12 protein-coding genes are annotated in these 21,666 nt (G+C 41.7%); all 12 read left to right on the forward strand.

Features of this window, described 5'->3' with window-relative positions:
• The first annotated feature begins 9 nt into the window (after positions 1-9).
• The 12 genes from AC6CHH_RS01025 (at position 10) to AC6CHH_RS01080 (ending at position 21,664) form a co-directional block, all read left to right on the forward strand.
• On the forward strand, positions 10-3,168 hold the full coding sequence (locus tag AC6CHH_RS01025; protein ID WP_498278807.1) for a SusC/RagA family TonB-linked outer membrane protein: 3,159 nt from the start codon (positions 10-12) through the stop codon (positions 3,166-3,168).
• 11 nt (positions 3,169-3,179) lie between these two features.
• On the forward strand, positions 3,180-4,769 hold the full coding sequence (locus AC6CHH_RS01030) for a RagB/SusD family nutrient uptake outer membrane protein (RefSeq protein ID WP_498278809.1): 1,590 nt from the start codon (positions 3,180-3,182) through the stop codon (positions 4,767-4,769).
• A 198-nt stretch (positions 4,770-4,967) separates the two neighbouring features.
• Positions 4,968-5,987: a LacI family DNA-binding transcriptional regulator gene (locus AC6CHH_RS01035; RefSeq protein WP_498278811.1), complete on the forward strand. Its 1,020-nt coding sequence runs from the start codon at positions 4,968-4,970 to the stop codon at positions 5,985-5,987.
• A 120-nt stretch (positions 5,988-6,107) separates the two neighbouring features.
• Positions 6,108-7,040 (forward strand): ribokinase, encoded by a 933-nt coding sequence (gene rbsK / locus AC6CHH_RS01040; RefSeq protein WP_498278813.1) that lies wholly within the window; start codon positions 6,108-6,110, stop codon positions 7,038-7,040.
• A gap of 28 nt (positions 7,041-7,068) precedes the next feature.
• A complete protein-coding gene (locus AC6CHH_RS01045; protein ID WP_498278815.1) occupies positions 7,069-8,073 on the forward strand; it encodes a GRP family sugar transporter in 1,005 nt (334 codons plus the stop codon).
• Between the two features lie 95 nt (positions 8,074-8,168).
• The gene (locus tag AC6CHH_RS01050; RefSeq protein WP_498278817.1) at positions 8,169-9,710 is read left to right on the forward strand and encodes an ADP-ribosylglycohydrolase family protein; all 1,542 of its coding nucleotides are present in this window, start codon (positions 8,169-8,171) and stop codon (positions 9,708-9,710) included.
• A 352-nt stretch (positions 9,711-10,062) separates the two neighbouring features.
• The gene (locus tag AC6CHH_RS01055; protein ID WP_498278819.1) at positions 10,063-10,617 is read left to right on the forward strand and encodes an RNA polymerase sigma factor; all 555 of its coding nucleotides are present in this window, start codon (positions 10,063-10,065) and stop codon (positions 10,615-10,617) included.
• A 57-nt stretch (positions 10,618-10,674) separates the two neighbouring features.
• Complete coding sequence (locus AC6CHH_RS01060) at positions 10,675-11,850, forward strand: FecR family protein (RefSeq protein ID WP_498278821.1); 1,176 nt, start codon at positions 10,675-10,677, stop codon at positions 11,848-11,850.
• Between the two features lie 201 nt (positions 11,851-12,051).
• Positions 12,052-15,426: a TonB-dependent receptor gene (locus AC6CHH_RS01065; RefSeq protein ID WP_498278823.1), complete on the forward strand. Its 3,375-nt coding sequence runs from the start codon at positions 12,052-12,054 to the stop codon at positions 15,424-15,426.
• An 18-nt stretch (positions 15,427-15,444) separates the two neighbouring features.
• On the forward strand, positions 15,445-17,115 hold the full coding sequence (locus AC6CHH_RS01070; RefSeq protein ID WP_498278825.1) for a RagB/SusD family nutrient uptake outer membrane protein: 1,671 nt from the start codon (positions 15,445-15,447) through the stop codon (positions 17,113-17,115).
• A 248-nt stretch (positions 17,116-17,363) separates the two neighbouring features.
• A complete protein-coding gene (locus tag AC6CHH_RS01075; RefSeq protein WP_498278827.1) occupies positions 17,364-20,147 on the forward strand; it encodes a DUF1553 domain-containing protein in 2,784 nt (927 codons plus the stop codon).
• A gap of 2 nt (positions 20,148-20,149) precedes the next feature.
• The gene (locus tag AC6CHH_RS01080; protein ID WP_498278829.1) at positions 20,150-21,664 is read left to right on the forward strand and encodes a DUF1501 domain-containing protein; all 1,515 of its coding nucleotides are present in this window, start codon (positions 20,150-20,152) and stop codon (positions 21,662-21,664) included.
• The last annotated feature ends 2 nt before the right edge of the window (positions 21,665-21,666 follow it).

Genomic DNA, 21,666 nt, shown 5'->3' on the forward strand with positions numbered 1-21,666 from the left:
CTTAAAAATATGATGTTTCATTTTCATCAATCTAGCTCGAAAATTTTCGAGACAGGAGCCTTACGGCCCAAATTGCGGGCTAAAGGAATCCATTTTAAAACCACGGCATATTTCATTTTGTGCCAGGTGTTGATTTGTAATACCCTGCAAGCCAGTGAGCTTATCTCTGGCCGGGTTTCTATAACAGCAAACAATTTTCCTTCTTTGGCCGCTCAGGATGATCAAATTTCGGGTAAAATAACCGACTCGGAAGGCCAACCTCTGGAAGGCGTTACGGTCAGTTTGAAGAATTCAGATAAACGTGTGTTGAGTGACTCACAGGGGAGATACTCAATTGAGGCCTCCCCTGGAGATTCATTAATTTTTTCCTCTATAGGGATGCTCACTAAGGAAGTCCTTGTTGGGAAAGTCAGTGTACTTGATGTGGTTCTGCAGGGAAGCTCTACATCCATAGAGGAAGTGGTGGCCATCGGATATGGTGTTCAGAAAAAAGTAAGTATCACTAATGCGGTAAGTAGCATTAATGGGGAGGATATTGCGACAAGAAACTCTCCTAATTTAACCCAGGCCCTACAAGGTAAATTATCGGGTCTGACCATTATTGACAGGGGAGGAGCGCCAGGGGCTCAGGGTTTTACCGCCAGAATCAGAGGAATCACTTCGCTAAACGATAACAGCCCACTTGTCTTAATTGATGGGGTTCCAGGGGATATGTCTTTAATTAACCCCTCAGACATAGAATCTGTATCTGTTCTAAAGGATGCAGCTTCCACAGCAATTTACGGTTCCAGAGCGTCTGCTGGAGTGATATTGGTAACCACTAAAGGGGCAAAGAGTGGAAAGCTGAGCGTAAGCTATGATGGATATGCCGGTTTGGGGAGAGCGAATAACAAGCCAAAGCACATGGATGCTGTGACCTACATGATCCACCAAAATCAGGCAAATATGAATACAACCGGTACAACTGTATTTACCGAAGAGTATATTCAGCAGTGGCCAGCTAATCATGCTCAAGATCCTGAGAAATATCCCGAACCAAATGTGTGGCAGGATGTGATGCTTAGAGATGCGTTTCAACAAAGCCATACATTAACACTTGCTGGAGGAAGTAATGAAAAAATGAGCAACAGACTGTCTGTACGTCATTTACGTGAAGACGGTGTTCTTCCTAATTATGGATTCAATGTCACCGAACTTCGGACCAAAAATGACTATAAAATAGGGAATAAATTAACCCTTAGCTCCAATATAAATATCCGGTTAAATGAACGCGAATATCCAGTTAGTGAGTGGGATACATATAATCGCATGTTTCAAAATAGTCAATGGGGCGTTCCGTATTATAATGATGGCTCTTATGGGCTTTCAGCCGATGGTAACAGCCCTTTAGTCAATGCCAAGGAACGTGGACAATCCAATTCCAAAAAAATGTATTCAGTAGGTATCTTTAAGGCCGATTATCAGCTGAATGACGTATTTAATTTTCTTGCTCAATACTCTACTCAATACGGCCAGGAACTGTTTAATTCTTTCGAAAACAAGTTTGAATTCACCGATAAACTACACCCAGAGAGGAGAATGTTCAATGCGGTAAATAAAATGAGGGATTATAGGAATTGGTCTCGTGAAGACGGAATTGATTTGCATATGGGGGTAAAAAAATCCTTCTTGTTGCATAAGATTAATGGACTTCTTGGGTATTCTGAAATCAAACGTACAGATAGTTGGGGACAGGGATATCGCCAAAACTTTTATAACAATGAGCTTCAAGCAATCTCCATGGGTGCAGATGACCCAACTCAGTCCGCAGACGGAGGAAACTCTCAATGGGGATTAAGGTCTTTTTTCACGCGCTGGAACTATGAATACGATGACCGCTACCTCTTGGAAGCAAATGCAAGGTACGATGGCTCTTCCCGATTTGCTAAGGGAAACCGCTATGGATTTTTCCCTTCCTTTTCGGTGGGTTGGCGCGTCTCTAATGAAAATTTTTGGGGTTCATTGAAAGACTATGTGAATGAATTTAAAATCAGAGGTTCCTGGGGTCAGGTTGGAAGTCAGCAGGTTGGTCTATATAGTTTTATGCAAACCTATAATCAGAGCAACTATTCTTTCAACGGCGCGATGGTTCCTGGATACCGACAAACGGTTCTGGCCAATCAGGATATATCCTGGGAAACCACTACCCAGACCAATATTGGAGTTGACGGATACTTGTTTGACAATCAACTCGGCTTCTCTTTTGATTATTATAAAAAACGGACACACGATATCTTGTTACTCGTTCCCATTCCAAGTATTGTTGGTCTTGGGGCCACAAACCAAAATGCTGGGGTAGTTGAAAACCAGGGTTTTGAATTCCAGCTTCAAGGCCATAAGCGTTACGGTGATTTTAAAGTTGATCTAAGTTTTAATGTGAACTACAATAAAAATAAAGTGACGGATTTAGCGGGAACAGGGCCTCATATTTCGGCCTTTGGAAACAGTGATTATAGAACCATTACCGCTGAGGGTTTACCAATTAACTCCTATTACGGATTCCAGAGCGATGGTTTTTTCCAGACTCAGCAAGAAGTAGATGAGTACGCAAAATGGGATGGATCTGTTGGCCCTGGAGATATAAAATATGTCGATCAAAATAATGATGGGCAATTAACTCCAGATGACTTCGTGGTGTACGGCAATGAAATGCCGGATTGGACTTTTTCCTCCAATATGGCTTTTAGCTGGAAAAATCTACAATTGGATTTGTTTTGGCAAGGAGTAGCCGGGTCAGAAAAAATCATGACAGGAGCCATTATGGAACATGGTATTTGGGGTGGATTTACCCATGAGATCTATGGCAACTATTGGACGCCAGAAAATCCAGGTGCTGCCTATCCCAGACCTACAAAGTTTACGATGAAAAATGCGCAAATTTCAGATTTCTGGATGGTAGACGGCAGATACCTAAGGTTAAAGAATGTTAGACTGGCCTATGCGTTTCCTGAGAAATGGTGTGAAAGAATAAAAGCAAGCGGTTTGAATGTCTATTTTTCTGCGACTAACCTGCTAACATTCTCAGCGTTGAATAAATATAATATTGACCCTGAAATGGAAGGAAGATCTCAAGAATCAAGTTTCCCTCAAACCTCAGTTTCAACCCTTGGAATTAATATTAACTTTTAAATAGAGTCATAATGAAGACGTGTAAAATTTTATTTATAGTCCTATTGGGGTTGTCCCTATTCTCTTGTAAAAAAGGATTGTTGGATTCTCTCCCTAAGGACCGTTTAGCCGGAGAGTTATTTTGGAAAACGGCAGAAGATGCAGTCTACGCTTCAAATGGTGTGTATGCATTGCTGGGAGACCAATGGCGCTACAGTTCTATGGATGCATTCTCTGACCTTGGTCATTTTGTCTTGCAATGGCGTTCAGAATCAGAACTGGAAAAAAACACATTCAATGCAAGTAATAATGTGATTGCCAATCAATGGAGTTACCATTATTCCCTTATCCGGGCTGCAAATAACTTTCTGGAAAATGTTGAATTGGTGCCTGAAATAGATGCCGATCTGAAAAAACGATTAATTGCAGAAGTTAGGACGCTTCGAGCGTATGCATATGTGAATTTGGTTATGGAATTTGGAGATGTACCTTTAGTGATCAAAACCATAGACGCGCAAGAGGCCAAAACAATCCCAAGAACATCTTCAGAAGAAATTTGGGATTTCGTCTCTCTGGAACTCACGAGCGCAGCATCCGACTTACCCATTTCTCAACAGGAAAACGGACGTATTACAAAAGGAGCAGCACTTGGAATAAAAGCCAGGGCGATGTTGTATGCCGCGCGCTACAAGCAGGCAAAAGACGCAGCCTTGCAAGTTATGCAGCTTGATCATTATCAAATTGACGACTCCTATGCCAGCCTTTTCGATTATCAAGGTAAGAATTCACAGGAGGTTATTTTTAGCAGGCAATACGTTAAGGATTTAAATGCTCATGCTATTTTCGCGTTTTTTACGCCTAACAGTATACTGGCCTTGCAATGTCAAGTGGTACCAACAAAATCGTTGGTGGATGCCTATTTGGTGAAATCAACGGGACTACCTATCGATGATCCAAACAGTCATTTCGATGCGAAAAACCCGTACAAGGACAGAGATCCTCGTCTGCATCATACGATCTTTACTACAGGTGATCTGCTACCGAATGGAAAAATTCTCAATACGCTTCCAGGTAGCGGCACAGCGGACGATATTTCTTCTTCAGCGGAAAATGTCTCACCGACGGGTTGGTATTTTAAAAAGTATGTCAGTAAATCAGATTTTGCTAACCCATGGAATAGTGGTTTGAACTTGATATATTTACGATATGCAGAGATATTGCTTATTTACGCAGAATCTGCAGTGGAACTAAATGAAATTGACCAATCCGTATTGGATGCTTTAAACCAAATCAGAACTAGAAAAGATGTAGATATGCCCGCCGTGAGCTCACAGAATCAATCTGAACTTCGGAAGGTGGTTCGTAGGGAGCGAATGGTCGAATTAGCGATGGAAGGGCAGCGCTTATACGATATCCGTAGATGGAAAATTGGCGAGACGGTAATACCTGGAACCGTTAAAGGGATGACTTATGTGAACCCTAAGAATCCTGACCAATTAATTACCGTCAATCTTTCTGGATATGTTAAAGAGTTCGATGCAAAGAAACATTATCTGTGGCCAATTCCTTTTCGGGAATTAAACTTAAACAAAGAATTGGTCCAAAACCAAGGGTACCAATAAATGGATGTGGTTATATGCAATGTACCCTAATGAGTGGCATATTGAGCTGAGGGAGGTAGAATATCTCCAGCTCATCTCATCCAGGGAAAAGGAATGCGGGTACTTCCGTATATTTCCACCTCAATTTATTAATTTTAAAAATATAGGTTTTATGTAGGTTTGTTCTAACTGAGGCTTGTAGAAGGAAAATATAGATATATGGAAAAGATCGTGACAATTAAGACTATAGCTGGAAATACAAATTTATCCTTAACGACTGTTTCTCGTGTGTTGAATGGTTCAGCTGAAAAATACCGTATTGCAGCAAAGACCTCAAAGTTAGTGCTCGAGGAAGCGAATCGATTGGGATATATTCCTAATATGGCGGCTAAGACCTTGCGATTGAACAAAAGCAGGACCATAGGATTATTGCTGCCCTCTTTGAGTAATCCCTTTTTCTCCTTAGTGGCAAGTACCGTGAATCAACTGTTGCATGCCCGTGGATACGTGGTGTTGATGAGTGATTGTAATAATGACGCCGAGGAAGAGAAAAAATTGCTCAGGACGATGTTATCGCAGAATCTAATGGGACTTTTGGTTATCCCAACCGGTGAGAAAAGAAACTTTAGTGATTTAACCTCAAGCCGCTTACCGAGCATATTTATAGACCGATATTTTAAAGATGTAGCTTTTAATCATGTGGCCACGAACCATTATGGTTCCGTACAACAATTAATGGGTTTGCTCTACGATAACGGACATAGGAAGATTGCCTGTATTCAGGGGGACTTGAATGTCATGTCGAATATCTTGAGAATCGATGGGTATAAAAATTTTATAAAAGAGAAAAACCTTGACTTCTCCTATATTGGCGGAAGCAGTTTTACCTCAGAGGAAGGTTATATTGAAACAAAGATTTTATTGCAAAAACAAGATAAACCAACCGCGATACTTGCTTTAAGCGATACCATTTTGTTAGGTGTACTCAAGGCCTTGAAAGAAGAAAAGTTACCGATTCCCGATCAGATGTCCGTGGTTTCGATCGACAACTCTGAATACCTGGATTATTTGGAAGTCCCCATCACATCGGTCTCGCAACCTGTACGGCAAATTTCAAATTTAGCGGCTAAATTACTTCTTGGATTAATTGAAGTCGCTCATGAGGAGAAAGCCAACGATAACCATTCCATTTTATTAGAATCGCATATTATACATCGTGCATCCGTTAAAAAAATCTGATAGCACGTAAAGAAATCTTACATTTTGATCCGTAGTTTAAAACGACGCTAATGAACCGTTGTGGACCTTATTGGAAGAAAAGCACAATCGTTGTCGTTTTACAACGTAATAACATTACAAATGATAAAAAATAAAAATATAGTAGTCATAGGGAGTACCAATACTGATATGGTTGTTTATTCCGATAATTTTCCTAAACCCGGAGAAACGGTAATAGGCAATAAATTTTTAATGAATTCAGGAGGAAAGGGTGCTAATCAGGCTGTGGCAGCAGCCAGAATGGGTACAGAAGTTATTTTTATTTCCCGGCTAGGAAATGATATTTTTGGCCATCAGGCGATGAAGCAATTAAAAGAAGAATCCATAAATGTCTCTTTTATGGAATTTGATAATGATCTGAGTTCTGGAATTGCACTTATAACGGTCGACCAGCAAGGAGAGAATTGTATTGTCGTTGCAGCAGGGGCGAATGCTTCTCTATCCCTAACGAACGTAGCCATTTTTGAGCAAGCTCTCACTCAGGATTCGTTTTTGTTAATGCAATTAGAGATTCCAGTAGACGCTATTTTAAAAGCAACACATTTTGCTAAGAAACGGAATGTAACGGTTATTTTGAATCCCGCACCAATGTCCGATACGCTCCCTGGAGAACTCCTTGAAATGGTTGATATTATAACTCCAAACCAGGAAGAAGCATTTGCGCTCTCGGGGATTAACGTTCTGGATGAGGATTCCGCATTCAGAGCATGTCAAATCATATCTGCCCTGGGGCCTGAAGTTGTGATTATTACCATGGGAAGCTTAGGTGTTTTTGTTTACAATAAGGGAGAGCACTATTTTATTCCGGCGTACCCGGTGATACCAGTTGATACGACCGCTGCTGGGGACGTTTTTAATGGTGTTTTAGTCAGCGCCTTAAGTCAGCAAAAGACACTGATACAGGCTGTGGATCAAGCAAATCTGGCTGCTGCGTACGCGGTCACAAAAAACGGCGCGCAATCCTCAGCTCCTAAGATATCCGAATTGGATTTGTTTCGTAAAAATTATAAATAAGATTTATTAACCTCTTATACTATTCATTATGTTTATTGTTAAAGAATACTCAATAGCTATTCTACTCTGTGTTATTACCATGCTCTGTTGGGGATCTTGGGGAAATACACAGAAGATGGCTTCAAAAAACTGGCGATTCGAACTCTTTTATTGGGATTATGTCCTTGGGATGCTTGCCGTTTCGTTACTCTCTGCCCTTACCCTAGGCAGTATGGGATTACAGGGCCGTTCTTTTTTAGATGATTTGGCTCAAGTCGAAATAGGTAATTTGGGTTTAGCATTTATCGGAGGCATTATTTTTAATGCCGGGAATATTTTGTTGTCTGCATCGATTGCCATTGCAGGAATGTCTGTTGCTTTTCCTGTCGGAGTTGGCCTTGCTTTGGTTCTAGGCGTGATTATTAATTATTTAGGGGCTGCCAGCGGAAATCCATTTTTTCTTTTTCTGGGTGTCTTTTTAGTCGTTGTTGCCATTGTCTTGAACGCAATAGCCTATCGATCTCTGAAGGTAAGTAAAGAACAACCCTCAGCTAGAAAAGGTCTTTATTTGGCTATTGCCGCCGGTATTTTGATGGCCTTTTTCTACCGGTTTATTGCCGCATCAATGGACTTGGAAAACTTTGTATCTCCCCAGGCCGGTAAGATGACCCCTTATACAGCCTTTTTTATTTTCGCATTAGGGGTTCTTTTTTCAAATCTTTTTTTCAATACCTGGTTAATGAAGAAACCTTTGGTAGGGAAGCCCACGAATTACAAGGCTTATTTCTTAGGATCTGTTTCGAACCATTTAACGGGATTTCTTGGAGGCATAATCTGGGGTGCAGGAAACGCTTTGAACCTGATTGCCGCTGGAAAAGCCGGTGCAGCTATTTCCTATGGGCTCGGACAAGGGGCCACCTTGGTTGCCGCGCTTTGGGGTGTGTTTGTCTGGAAGGAATTTAAAGGAGCCTCCCGGGGTATAAACCAAGGCCTTTTAGCAATGTTCATCTGTTTCATACTTGGACTTCTATTGATCATTTACGCAGGCAACTAAAAGGATCATACGTAAAATCCGTCAAAAGACATCCGTTCTCTACGGATTAACATGGCCTGAGAACCAACACAAAACTAAACCTATAAACTTAAAAAATGAAAAAGCAATTATATTTCTTACTAATCAGTGCACTTATGGTCTCGTGTGCCGATCAAAATAAAACGACAGAAACCGTCATAAGCAAATCGGAATTGATGGACAAGATTAAAGGAGGCTGGGCTGGACAGTTGATTGGCTGTTCCTATGGCGGACCAACTGAATTTAAATACTTGGGTAAAATGATCCATGATAGTATTCCCATTGAGTGGAAACCAAATTCCATTGCATGGTATTATGATAATTTCCCCGGTTTGTATGATGATTTGTATATGGATATGACCTTTGTTTCTGCCATTGAAGAATATGGCGTAGATGCGCCCGTAGACTCTTTTGCAAACGCTTTTGCGAACAAAGGATACGATCTCTGGGCAGCAAATCAAGTCGCCCGCTACAACGTTTTACAAGGAATGAAGGCTCCGCAGAGTGGACACTGGCTAAACAACCCACATGCCGATGATATTGATTTTCAAATTGAGTCGGATTTCATCGGACTGATGCATCCTGGGATGCCCCAATCTGCCTCCAATCTCGCGGATAAAATTGGTCACATAATGAATTATGGGGATGGATGGTATGGAGGGGTATTTGTTTCGACAATGTATTCTTTAGCGTTTGTTTCTCAGGATATTAACCAAGTCGTAAAACAAGCGATCACGGCTATACCACAACAGAGCGATTTTTATAAATGTATTACGGATATTATTCAGTGGCATGAGCAATATCCAGAGGATTGGAAAAAAACCTGGGCGCTTTGCCAAGCGAAATGGAGCAACGAAGTTGGTTCTCCAGATGGGGTTTTTGCACCCTACAATATCGATGCAAAGATAAACAGTGCCTATGTGGTGATCGGTTTATTGTATGGAAAAGGAGATTTCTTTCAGAGTATCGATATATCGACCCGGTGTGGACAAGACTCAGACTGTAATCCTTCGACGGTGGCCGGTATCCTGGGGACCTTATACGGATATGATCGTATCCCTGAAAAATGGAAAGCTCCATTAAAGCCGGTTGTCGATAGAAATTTCGCGTATACGGAGTTCTCCCTCAATGCTATTTATGAACTTGGTTATAAACATGCTTTGGACAGAATTGAGGCAGAAGGGGGAGAAATCAGGGAAAATGAGGTGAAGATTAGAGGGCAACAGGTCCAAACCGTTCGGTATGAAAAGTCGTTTGAAAACCATTTCCCGACAGCTTCCCTGCCGCTCAATGACCAACTCGGAGGAGATCAAAAAACAACTTTCGTTGACTATACCTTCAAGGGAACAGGAATTGTTGTAAAGGGACATGTTAAGGGACCCCAGGACTACATCGCTAAAGTACAAATTAACCTTGATGAAGAGATTCGCGATACGGTTAACTTACCTGTAATGTCCAAAGCGCGCCGTTATGAACTCTACCATGTCTATCAATTGTCTAAAAAGCAACATAAACTTACCCTGAAGTTATTAAACCCGATAGATAGTGCAAACATCCATATCGGTGGATTGGTAGAATATTCAGATGACCCCGCTATTTGGTTATCAAAGAATGACTAACGTTCTCAGAAAGATTTGTGAAAAGCAGTAAAAATAAAAGCAAATGAGGTGGAGAATGCTCCGCCTCATTTGCTTTTAACATTCCAGCAACCGCGTACTTATCAATCGCGAGCTATTGATTTGTTTACCCAACTAGCTCAGCGCGTTTCAGATCCTAGATTGGAAAAAAGGAACTTCGCTATGCATCCACTAATGACAATAACAAGAATTTAACTAACCTTATCTGTACATAGTGCCTGATTATTAGAGAGAAACGCTTTAGTGGTTTACGGATATAATGTTTTGAAGACATCAGGGGCTCATGAATAAATTCACTTGTGAATTCATTGATTTTTTGTAATATTTGTTAAAGATGTTAGAATCCGAAAAATATTCCACCTTGTTAGAACTTCTCAAAAAAGGGGATGAGCGTGCTTTTTCGGAAATTTATGAAGCCTTTTGGGAAAAATTATATTTCCTTGCTTATCAGAAACTTAATAACCAAGAATCGGCTGAAGGGGTTGTTCAGGATGTTTTTCTGACCTTATGGAGAAAGCGGGAAGAGTTGATGATCAATAATCTTTCCCACTATTTAGCGGCCATGGTGCGTTACGCCGTATACAGAACCATCGCAAAAGAAAGTCAAAGCAGAAAACGAGACATCCGCTTCCAAGATAGCCAGGGAATTCACTTCTCTATCGAAGAGTCCATAGAGAACAAGATGCTCTTAGATAAAATTTTTGAATTGTCTAATTATCTACCCGAAAGATGCAGGCTCGTTTTTCAATACAATAAATTAGAGGACCGCTCTCTGGAAGAAGTCGCCGAACTATTAGGGATATCAAAAAAGACTGCAGAAACTCATCTTACCAAGGCATTAAGAACCATTCGGTTAGGAATGCGAAGCTTCCTTTTTTTCTTTTTTTAATTTCAACTAAGGGTATAATCGTCTCGGCTAACTCTCTCTGTAAATAGAGCATGGAGAATGACCGAAAATGAACTACAAGATCTTGCCTTAAAATTTATCAACGGGCAATCCACTCCCCAAGAGGAAGAGCGTTTGCACCAATGGTATCAAAATAAAGGCATACATCAGGATTCTTTATTTGTACATCAATCTGAAAATGAAAGTTCAGAACAAATCAAGGATCGCTTGTTTGCTTCTATTTCTGAGAATTTAAAACAACAAAGGAATCCTATGCGGAGTATTCATCAAAAGAAAATGCGCCGTTTAGGGTCTATAGCTGCCTGCTTGATCCTATTTATAGCTGTAGGAATAGGTTATTATTCTTCAGCAGATAGGGAAGAGCCCATTCATTATACAAAATTATTAAAAGGAGACGTAGGTCCAGGTGGAGAGAATGCGATATTAGAAATTGGTGATCGCCTAACTATCAATTTGGATCAGGCACCCCTTGGCCGGATAGATTATGCCGCCGGGGTGCTGATTCAAAAGGATGCTAAAGGCGTGATATCCATCCATACAGATAATACGGTTAGGGGTTCATCCGGCCAAATGTATGCCATCCGGACTCCCCCGGGAGGGCAATATCAGATAAAATTTCCCGATGGAACAAAGACTTGGTTGAATTCTTCCTCTGAGCTTCATTTTCCCAATACTTTTTCGCAGACCTATCGCCAGGTAGAGCTAAAGGGCGAAGCTTTTTTTGATGTGTCAAAATCGCTTGATAAAAATCAGCAACATATCCCTTTTTATATCCAGGGGCAAGAGCAACGCATAGAAGTATTAGGAACCCGCTTTAATGTCATGGACTATCCGGGAGAATCGGCCACAACAACGCTTATTGAAGGTTCTGTTCGTGTTCATTCCCTACAAAATAACTCCTTCGGTATGTTAAAACCTGGCCAACAGGCTCAACTGATTCAGGGAAAAATAGAGGTACGGCCAGTAGATACAGAATCTATTGTGGCTTGGCGAAATGGCGATTTTATCTTTTCAAACGAGAGTCTGAAGAGTATCATGAAAAAGATTGAAAGGTGGTATGACGTTGAGGTGGAATATGAACAAGGACTTGCTGTAGGAAATTTTTCAGGAGCAGTCTCCCGGTCAAAGAATTTATCTGAGGTCCTGAAAATCATGGAGTATACAGGAAAAGTGAAATTTAAGATTCAGGGGAGGAGGGTCTTGGTTATGAAATAATTTTAGATTCTCTGCTAAAAAATATGGTTTACTCAAAAAGTAACCAGAAGTACTCGACATACTTCTGGTCGTGCTGGGTTCCGTATAAAGTTAAAATTCGATTTAATTACCAATTATAAGAAACCAACCTTCAAATGTATGAATTTACTTTATGTTAACGCAAAAGTACGCTTGCGCTATGCCCTAAAATGCCTAATTATAATGAAACTAATTCTCGTATTACTGGTCACTACCTTTCTACAGGTTGGATTTTGTGCTAAAGCTCAGAAAATCACTATTTCCAAAGTGAATATTTCTTTGCATCGTGTTTTGAAAGAAATCCGTAACCAAAGCGGGTATGATTTCTTTTTTGCTGAGGCATCTCTGGATGAGACCAGGAGAATAGATATTGATGTAAAAAATGAACCCCTGGAACAGGTCCTGAATTTGGTTTTTAAGAATCAATCCCTGACTTATGCCATTGTAGGAAATGCAATCATTGTAAAGAAGAAGACAAGTGGCCTTGGAAATGAGTCTATTGTCCAACAAAATATCAAAGGAAAGGTGGTCGACGACCAGAATGTACCTCTGGCTGGTGTCAGTATATCCATTAAAGGAAGCGATCAGAGCGTAGCAACGAATGATCAGGGGATCTTTAGTATTGTGGCCGGGGGAACTCAGGTATTGTTAATCAGTTACGTTGGTTTTATTTCCCAAGAGATTCCCATAGCGAACCGTTTGGAAATCGAGGTGGCATTAAAACCTTTGATTGCTAATTTAGATGAGGTGGTCGTAATAGGGTATGGAACTAAATTGAAAGGGGAGCTAACAGGTTCTGTTTCTAAAGTGAACAATAAAGTCTTTGAGACAAGGCCAATTACCAACACGCTGAATGCTCTGCAAGGAGCTCTTCCTGGAGTGACCGTGACCCGTGGCAGTGGTGGCCCTGGAAAGGAAAACTATTCCCTGCAAATCCGAGGAGCATCCTCAATAAGTGGGAGTAAACCTTTGGTGCTAATCGATGGTGTTCCGGGAGATTTGAATCTTCTGAATCCGAATGATATTGCCGATGTGACCGTACTGAAAGACGCTGCGGCCTCTATTTACGGCGCCCGTGCAGCGGATGGTGTTGTTATCGTAAGTACAAAAAAAGGAAAAAAGGGAACGCCAAGTGTGCTGTATTCAGGGAACTACGGGGTAAAGAAACCTCAATTTCTAAAGCAAAGAACCAATACCTTGCAACTCGCAGAGATGTATGATCAAGGGATGAGAAATGTCGGCTTGCCAGGAGTTTCTGAAGACGTTTTTGCTAAAATTAAGGCCGGTGCTGAACCTGATCCAACGGGCTGGCTTAAATACTTGGAAAATTTCCCTGGTTTTTATCAAAGTCACGATTGGATCGATGACGTATATGGTAAAGGGGCTCAACAGACTCATAATCTTAATATTTCCGGAGGAGGTGAGAACAATACCTACCTTTTTTCAGCAGGATACAGTGGCGATAAAGGCGTTTTTAAATATGGAGAAAATCATGCTGACCGGTACAATCTGAGAATGAATTATGATTTTAAGTTATTTGATGAGATTAACCTTGAAACCAGAACCAGCTTCGAAAATCAAGGCGTGACTGAACCCACGGGACTTTCAAATGTTTTGTATTTTGTAAATCAGGTGGGAAGCTATGTGCCAATCTATAATCCCCAGGGACAGCTTTATAAATACCAAGGAGGGTTTCGTAACCCCATACAACATCTCCAAGAGGCTGGGCTACGCAAAACGAACCATTCACGACTGGCCACAAATATCAAGGGGGATATGCACCTGTTTGAAGATCTGCAACTGGTCCTTCAGGCAGGAATTAATTTAGATTATTACAATGGAAGTACAACTAATCCTTCATTTAATCAATACAATTGGGATGGAAGTCTGTTTGATGTAGCCAATGCCTTGAACAGTGCAAACTATACCAATGAAAAAAACATGTATAAAATAGCCACCGGGTATTTAGACTACAACAAGGTCTTCCTGGAGCATCATAAATTTAACCTCATGCTAGGGGCATCGCATGAGGTGAATGACAATCAAAACCAAAGCATAACAGGATATAACTTCGCCAGCAATGAGATCTTTACCTTGAATTTGGCTGATCGAACCAAAACCGAATATGCTAATTTCACCGGGTATGCCTCCGACTGGGCATTAAGCTCTTATTTTGGACGGTTTAGTTATGCCTATAACAAAAAGTACCTTCTTGATTTCACGACAAGGATGGATGGGAGTTCAAAATTTGCACGGAATAAAAGGTGGAGCGCCTTATTCCCTTCGGTAGCCCTCGCATGGAATCTTTCGCAAGAAAAGGTCATTCAAGACTTACAGTTCTTTGATGCCCTTAAGCTCAGGGGATCCTGGGGACAATCGGGAAATCAGGAACTGAGTTTCGGAAACTACGACTATATTTCCCTGATTTCCATTACGGGGAGCTATCCCCTGGGCTCTCCCAAAGCAGGATTACCTGGAGCTGTTCCCAATATCGCCTCTCAAGAGAGAACCTGGGAAACGATTGAGACCAAAAATATCGGTCTGGATATGGCCTTATTTAATTCGAGACTGAGCGCAAGCATCGAATATTATATAAAGAGTAATAAAAACATGCTGGTTGTGGACCAATTGCCAGCGACCCTTGGGGGGGCCGCCCCAACGCAGAACCTTGGTAAACTAAGGACCAAAGGTTGGGACCTTTCTTTAGGATGGGCTGATCAGAAAGGAGACTTTAGGTATAGTGTAACGGCCATGTTGAGCGATAGTAAAAACAAGTTATTGGAGCTCAAGGGAAATGATTCCTATAGTGAAGGCCTGGTGAAGGTAAGGGAAGGGTATTCTTTGAACTCGTATTTTGGCTACCAATACGAAGGCATTATCCAGAACGAAGAACAATTGGCCAGCTATAAACAATTAGAGAATGTCCCGGTAAACATCAATCTTGGCGATGTCATGTATAAAGATATTGACGGCGATGGAAAAATAACGGCATTCGGTGATCCTTTAATGGGCACAAGTGGAGACATGAAATACCTGGGGAATTTATTGCCAAGGTATACGTATTCCGCGAATATAAATTTATCCTATAAAAGATTCGAATTAGGCGTGTTTTTACAAGGCATCGGAAAACGAGAAGGAATCCGTACGGGTGAGTTTAGCTTTCCCTTTACTTCTGTCTGGATGCAACCCTTGGAATATTTTTATGGAAAAAACTGGACGCCTTCGAATCCCGATGCAATGTATCCTAGAATTATCCCAGGAGAGGTGGGCTTTAATGAATTAAGGGACTGGAACTGGAGAACCTCCGCCATGCGAATGAATAATCTTGCTTACTTGAAATTGAAAGTTTTAACGCTTGCCTATACACTTCCTGAGGAATTAACCCGCAAAGCAAAGATGCAAAATGTGCGCATCTATGGCAGTGCTCAGGATTTGTTTACCTTTTCAAAAGATACCTGGAACAATTCGTTTAATCCAGAGGAGACGTGGGAACGCACTGACGAACAGACTTATCCGTTCAGCGGAGTGGTTTCATTAGGACTTGATATTAGATTTTAAAATAAACGCAGAAGAACCATGAAAAATATATATTTTACCCTAATACTCTTTGCAAGTTTGCTTTTTGTTGGCTGCCAAAAGGGGTTAGACCTGATTCCTAAAGACACCATCTCTGACCATACGTTTTGGAAAACACAAGCCGACTATAAACTGGCAGCAAATAATCTATATCTGTCTTTGGAAGGCTTTAATACCAGAGACACAGAATCCGACATTGCTTTCAACGATCCCAATTCAATTAGCAACGGAACTTATCAAACCACAGAGAATGATAGCAAATGGACGAACCCTTACGTTTACATTCGACGCTGCAACAACATCATTGAAAAAGCAGCCGAATCTCCTATTGCCCAAGAGATACAACAGTTTGTTGCGGAAGCTCAGTTTTTCAGAGCATATAATTATTGGCAGCTGTTTAGACTCTATGGAGAAGTTCCATTGATTACCTCGGTCTTAAAGGTAAATGATGAATCATTATATGCGCCTAGGGCAACTCGCAAGGAGACAGTTGATTTAATCTTGCAAGATTTAAAGCAGGCAGCTGCCATTTTACCTGAGCAAAAAGACATCCCAAAGGAAGACGCGGGAAGGATTTCCAAAGGAGCAGCTCTTGCGTTGTTGGTTAGAGTTGCCCTGTTTGAGGGGACTTGGGATAAATTTCGTCAAGGGACGCAGCATGATGCCTACTTGGATCTAGCCATACAAACTGCCAGCACCATCATGAGCAGTAACCAATATGCCCTATTTACAGCAAAAGGGGATCAAAGCTACCGTTATTTATTCATCGATCAGGGAGATGAATCGAGTGAATCCATCTTGGACCGGGGCTACCAAAGAGATGTTTCCCCTCAGGGGTTTCCCTACACAGTAGGAATAGGATCTTTACTGCCGACCAAGGGATTGGCCGATCTATACCTATGCTCGGATGGACTACAAATCACAAAATCCCCCTCCTTCAAAGGATATAATACCACGACTTCTGAATTCCAGAACCGGGATCCTAGAATGACCATGACCATCTTGATTCCAGGGACATCAATCCCTCAACCATGGTACGCAACACCTACTCCGAGCTGGCCGTTCTATCCTCAACGGAATGGAAATACAGGCTATACCACCTACAAATTCTTGTCCGAGGAGGCTTATGCTAATGCCCGGGCAGGTAATTATAGCTATGATTTACACATCATTCGGTATGCAGAGGTTCTTCTTGCCTATGCGGAGGCTACCTATGAGCGAAATGGACAGATCAGTGATGCGGATTTAAATAAATCAATAAATCTGACCCGTTCCAGAGCCAAAATGCCCCCATTAAGCAATGCCTTTATCAGTAACCATGGGATGAATATGCGCGAAGAAATCAGAAGAGAACGAACAGTGGAGTTAGCTTTGGAAGGCTTCCGTTATGATGATCTCAGGAGGTGGAAAACTGCAGAAACAATCTTACCTCAAGCGATCAAAGGAATACGGATTGTTGGAACACCTTGGGCAGATCCGATCATTATCGAAGGAGTAGATCGAAATCCATATGGCGGGGCAAGTTGGCAAAAAAATACAGACGAAAAGGGCTTTATCATCGTCGAAAAAGCGAGTTCGAGGTCGTTTGATCCGCAGAAACATTATTTGAGGTCCCTTCCAACCCGGGAAATTTTTATAAACCCAGAATTGAAACAGAATCCCGGATGGTAGAAGATTAGGGTCTACAGAAGTATAGGCCCTAATTAGTCGATGAAAAATAGTTTAGGGCTAAGGGTTTTACAGCAGTGGCTGGCTCTTAATTAAAGTATATAAACCTATTTAATAATAACAAAAGCAAAAAACCAGTGTAAATTTTTACAAGTAGTTATTCTTTAACGAGAAGTGTAATGCAGAATAAATCTTCTTAATACTCAATAAATGGGTAACTTACAATGAGGATAATTGGTTAACAAGGAAAAATGAACAAGAAACGATTTACTATTTTGAACTATAAAAAAGCTGTTCTACTGGCCACGATTTGCATTGGATGTGCATTGTTTGTCTTTCTGACCACAAAACAACATACTATTGATTTTAATACCGAGGTTAAACCCATCATAAATGCATCTTGTATCAGTTGTCATGGCGGGGTGAAGAGTTCAGGTGAGTTTAGTTTGCTGTTTCGGGAACAGGCCTTGGCGGTCACTGAATCGGGAAAACCATCCATTATCCCGGGCGAGCCTGATCAGAGTGAAATGATCAGAAGATTAACGCTGGAGGATCCTGAGGAACGCATGCCACAAAAACACGAAAGACTTCCAGATGATCAAATCGAAACCTTGCGCGAATGGATAAAACAAGGGGCTGTATGGGGAGAACATTGGGCCTATACGCCTTTACAAAAAGTAGAACCTCCAACCCCCAGAGGAATGCTTTGGGGATTGATTCCAGCCTCAAAACCTGAATGGGTGAACAATAACGTTGATTATTTCATTTATGATAAATTAAAAAAAGAAGGATTGGAGCCCTCTGCTCAGGCAGATAAGGCTACTTTGCTGCGACGCGTTAGTTTAGATTTAATTGGCCTGCCAGCTGGCGAATCTTTAAGCAAGAAATTTTTAGAAAGTGACAGCGACCAAGCGTATGAAGAACTAGTTGATTCCCTATTAGCCTCACCCGCCTATGGCGAACGATGGACGACTGTTTGGTTAGACATCGCCCGCTATGCTGATACCAAAGGCTATGAACGCGATGGAGATCGGAATGTTTGGCGCTATAGGGATTGGTTGATCAATGCCTTTAATACCGATATGCCTTATGATGAGTTTATTACTCAGCAGCTTGCAGGGGATTTATTGCCAAACCCAAGTGATGAACAGTACATTGCCACGGTTTTTCACCGCAATACCATGACCAATGATGAAGGGGGGACTGATAATGAGGAATTTCGGACGGCCGCGGTTCTGGATCGAGTGAATACGACCTTCGAGGGACTGATGAGTACTACTTTTTCCTGCATTCAATGCCATAGTCATCCTTATGACCCATTTAAACATGAAGAATATTATCAGGCCGCCGCATTTTTTAATGACAGCAGAGATGAGGATACTTATGATGAATATCCATTGTTACGGCATTATGAGCAAAAAGATGATGCAAAATTAGATTCTATCGTGCATTGGGTTCAAGCAAATGGATCGAAGGGGCAGGCCGGTAAAGTAAAGACATTTTTAAAAACCTGGCAGCCGGCAATAAATTCCCTTGTTGCTGATCAATTTGTGAATAGTGATTTGAACGACACCAAGTGGTTGATGTTTAGGAATAACGGGTCAGCTCGCCTGGCCGCAGTTGACTTAAATCAAAAAACGCAGTTGATGTTTCGTTATATGGGTTACTTAAACGGCGGAACCTGGAGTATTCGTCTGGATTCACCGAAAGGAACCTTACTAAAATCTATCCCAATGGAGCAAACCAGTGGATGGAAGATTACCAGCACGGATATCCCTCAAGTTCAGGGCGTGCATGATTTGTATTTAAGCTATAGCAATCCGAATTTAAAAAATCCAGATCAATCGGGAATCCAATTCGATTGGTTTCATTTTTCTTCTGGTCTGCCTGGTGAAGGAAAACAAGGATTTCAAGGAATCCAAAGTGCGTATTGGCAGTTGATGAATGCAAAAGTCAGCTCCACACCCATCATGATGGATAACCCGGCAAGCATGCACCGCAAAACACATGTATTCGAGCGGGGAAATTGGTTAGTCAAAGGAGAACAAGTGGAAGCCGATGTGCCAAATTCGTTGAATCCAATGCCAAAAGGAGCTCCTAAAAACCGATTGGGACTCGCTATGTGGATGATGGATGAACAAAACCCATTAACTTCGAGAACCATGATCAATAGACTTTGGGAGCAGATATTTGGGGTTGGTATAGTAGAAACCATGGAAGATATGGGAAGTCAGGGGGCAGATCCTACACATCGGGAGCTCCTGGATTACCTTTCCTATAAATTCATGACTGAATACCGCTGGAGTATCAAAAAGGTATTAAAAGAAATTGTTTTATCAGCCACTTACATGCAGGAGGCGAAAATTACCCCGGAGCTGTTGGAGAAAGATCCTTTGAACCGCTTCTACGCCCGGGGTGCAAGGGTACGCTTATCGGCAGAACAAGTTCGTGATCAGGCGCTAGCCATTAGCGGACTTTTAAGTGCTAAAATGTACGGACCGAGTGTTATGCCATGGCAGCCCAAAGGTATCTGGCTATCTCCTTATAATGGTGCAACTTGGAAAAAAAGTAAAGGCGAGGACCAATACCGAAGAGGCGTATACACCTTTTGGAAGCGTACCGCGCCTTATCCTTCTATGGTTACCTTTGATGGAGCTACCCGGGACATCTGTTCCACACGCCGCATTCGGACCAACACCCCTTTACAAGCTTTGGTTACTCTGAATGATTCTGTTTATCTGGAGGCCGCGAAACATTTCGCTTTCCGGATGAAGGAGGCCTGTGATGATTCACAAAATCCCAAACAAATTATAGCTAAAGGGTATGAAATGGCCATGTTAAAGGCAATTGACGACAACCGGCTCGAAGCATTTGTGAAATTATACAATCAGGCTTTACGTGAATTTAAGGAAAATCAAACAAAATCCATGGCCATGCTTGGCCAGCAGAAACAGCACCAAGGGCCAGAAACGGCGGCAATGATTTTGGTCGCTAATGCAATGTTAAACATGGATGAATTAATTACAAAAAATTAGCGATGACTAGAGATGAATTAAATAACCAACGTTTGGTAATTGAAGCTCAAAATGCAGTTCGCAAGCTACAAACACGCCGACATTTTATAAAAGAAAGTGCGATGGGTTTAGGTGGGTTGGCTCTGGCCTCTTTATTCAAAAGTTGCGGCTTTGGAAATAATGCCACATCGGGCACAGCCAGTGCTTACGATGCGGCAAATCCACTAGCACCTAAAATGCCCCACTTCCCAGGAAAGGCTAAAAGTATCATATACTTACACATGGCCGGAGCCCCATCGCAGTTGGAGCTCTTTGATTATAAACCTGAATTGGAGAAGCTGAATGGACTGGATTGTCCTCAATCCTTATTGGAGGGGAAACGATTTGCCTTTATTCGAGGGGTTCCCAAGATGTTGGGACCCCAAGCTAAATTTGCCCAGCATGGACAGAGTGGAGGCTGGGTGAGTGAAAATTTACCTCATTTTTCAAAAATTGTCGATGAGGTTGCTTTCCTGAAAGGCTGCACAACAGATCAGTTTAACCATGCCCCTGCACAATTGTTGATACATACAGGTGGAGCGCGACTGGGAAGACCTAGTATGGGTGCCTGGGCAACCTATGGTTTGGGTTCTGAGAATCAAAACCTGCCAGGCTATGTCGTTTTGACCAGTGGCGGAAAATTTCCCGATGCCGGTAAAAGTGTCTGGGGAAGTGGTTTTCTTCCGTCAGTCTACCAAGGCGTTCAATGCAGAAGCGAAGGGGATCCAGTACTGTTTGTGAGCAATCCAGACGGTATCGATTATGACCTGCGCCGGGCATCGATTAATGCCATTAATGAAGTAAATAAAGAGCAGTACAAAGAATATAACGATCCAGAGATTCTATCCCGGATAGCTCAATATGAGATGGCTTATAATATGCAGATCTCTGTTCCTGAGGTGATGAATATCAACGATGAACCGGAATACATTCATGAAATGTATGGAACAAATCCGGGTAAAGAATCCTTTGCCAATAATGTGTTACTTGCTAGAAAATTGGTTGAAAAGGGGGTTCGATTCGTCCAATTGTTTGATTGGGGCTGGGATAGCCATGGAACAGATCCCGGTACTGCGATTGATAAAGGATTTATCAATAAATGCAGGGAAGTAGATAAACCCATGACAGCGTTAATTCTCGATTTAAAGCAACGCGGACTTTTAGAGGACACCTTGGTGGTTTGGGGAGGAGAATTTGGACGAACGCCGATGCTTGAGAACAGGGGAGGGAAGGAAAACCCATTTATCGGACGAGATCATCATGTGGATGCCTTTACCATGTGGATGGCAGGTGGAGGTGTTAAAAGAGGCTACACTTATGGAGAGACCGATGAAATTGGCTATAATGTGATCAGCGGAAAAGTTACACCTTTTGACATGCAGGCAACGGTGCTGAATCAGTTGGGCTTTAACCATGAAGAATTTACCTATACCTTTCAAGGAAGACCCTTTAGATTGACAGACGTAGAAGGACATGTTATCCAGGATATTTTAGCCTAAAA

Source organism: Sphingobacterium sp. GQ94, from assembly GCF_059758715.1.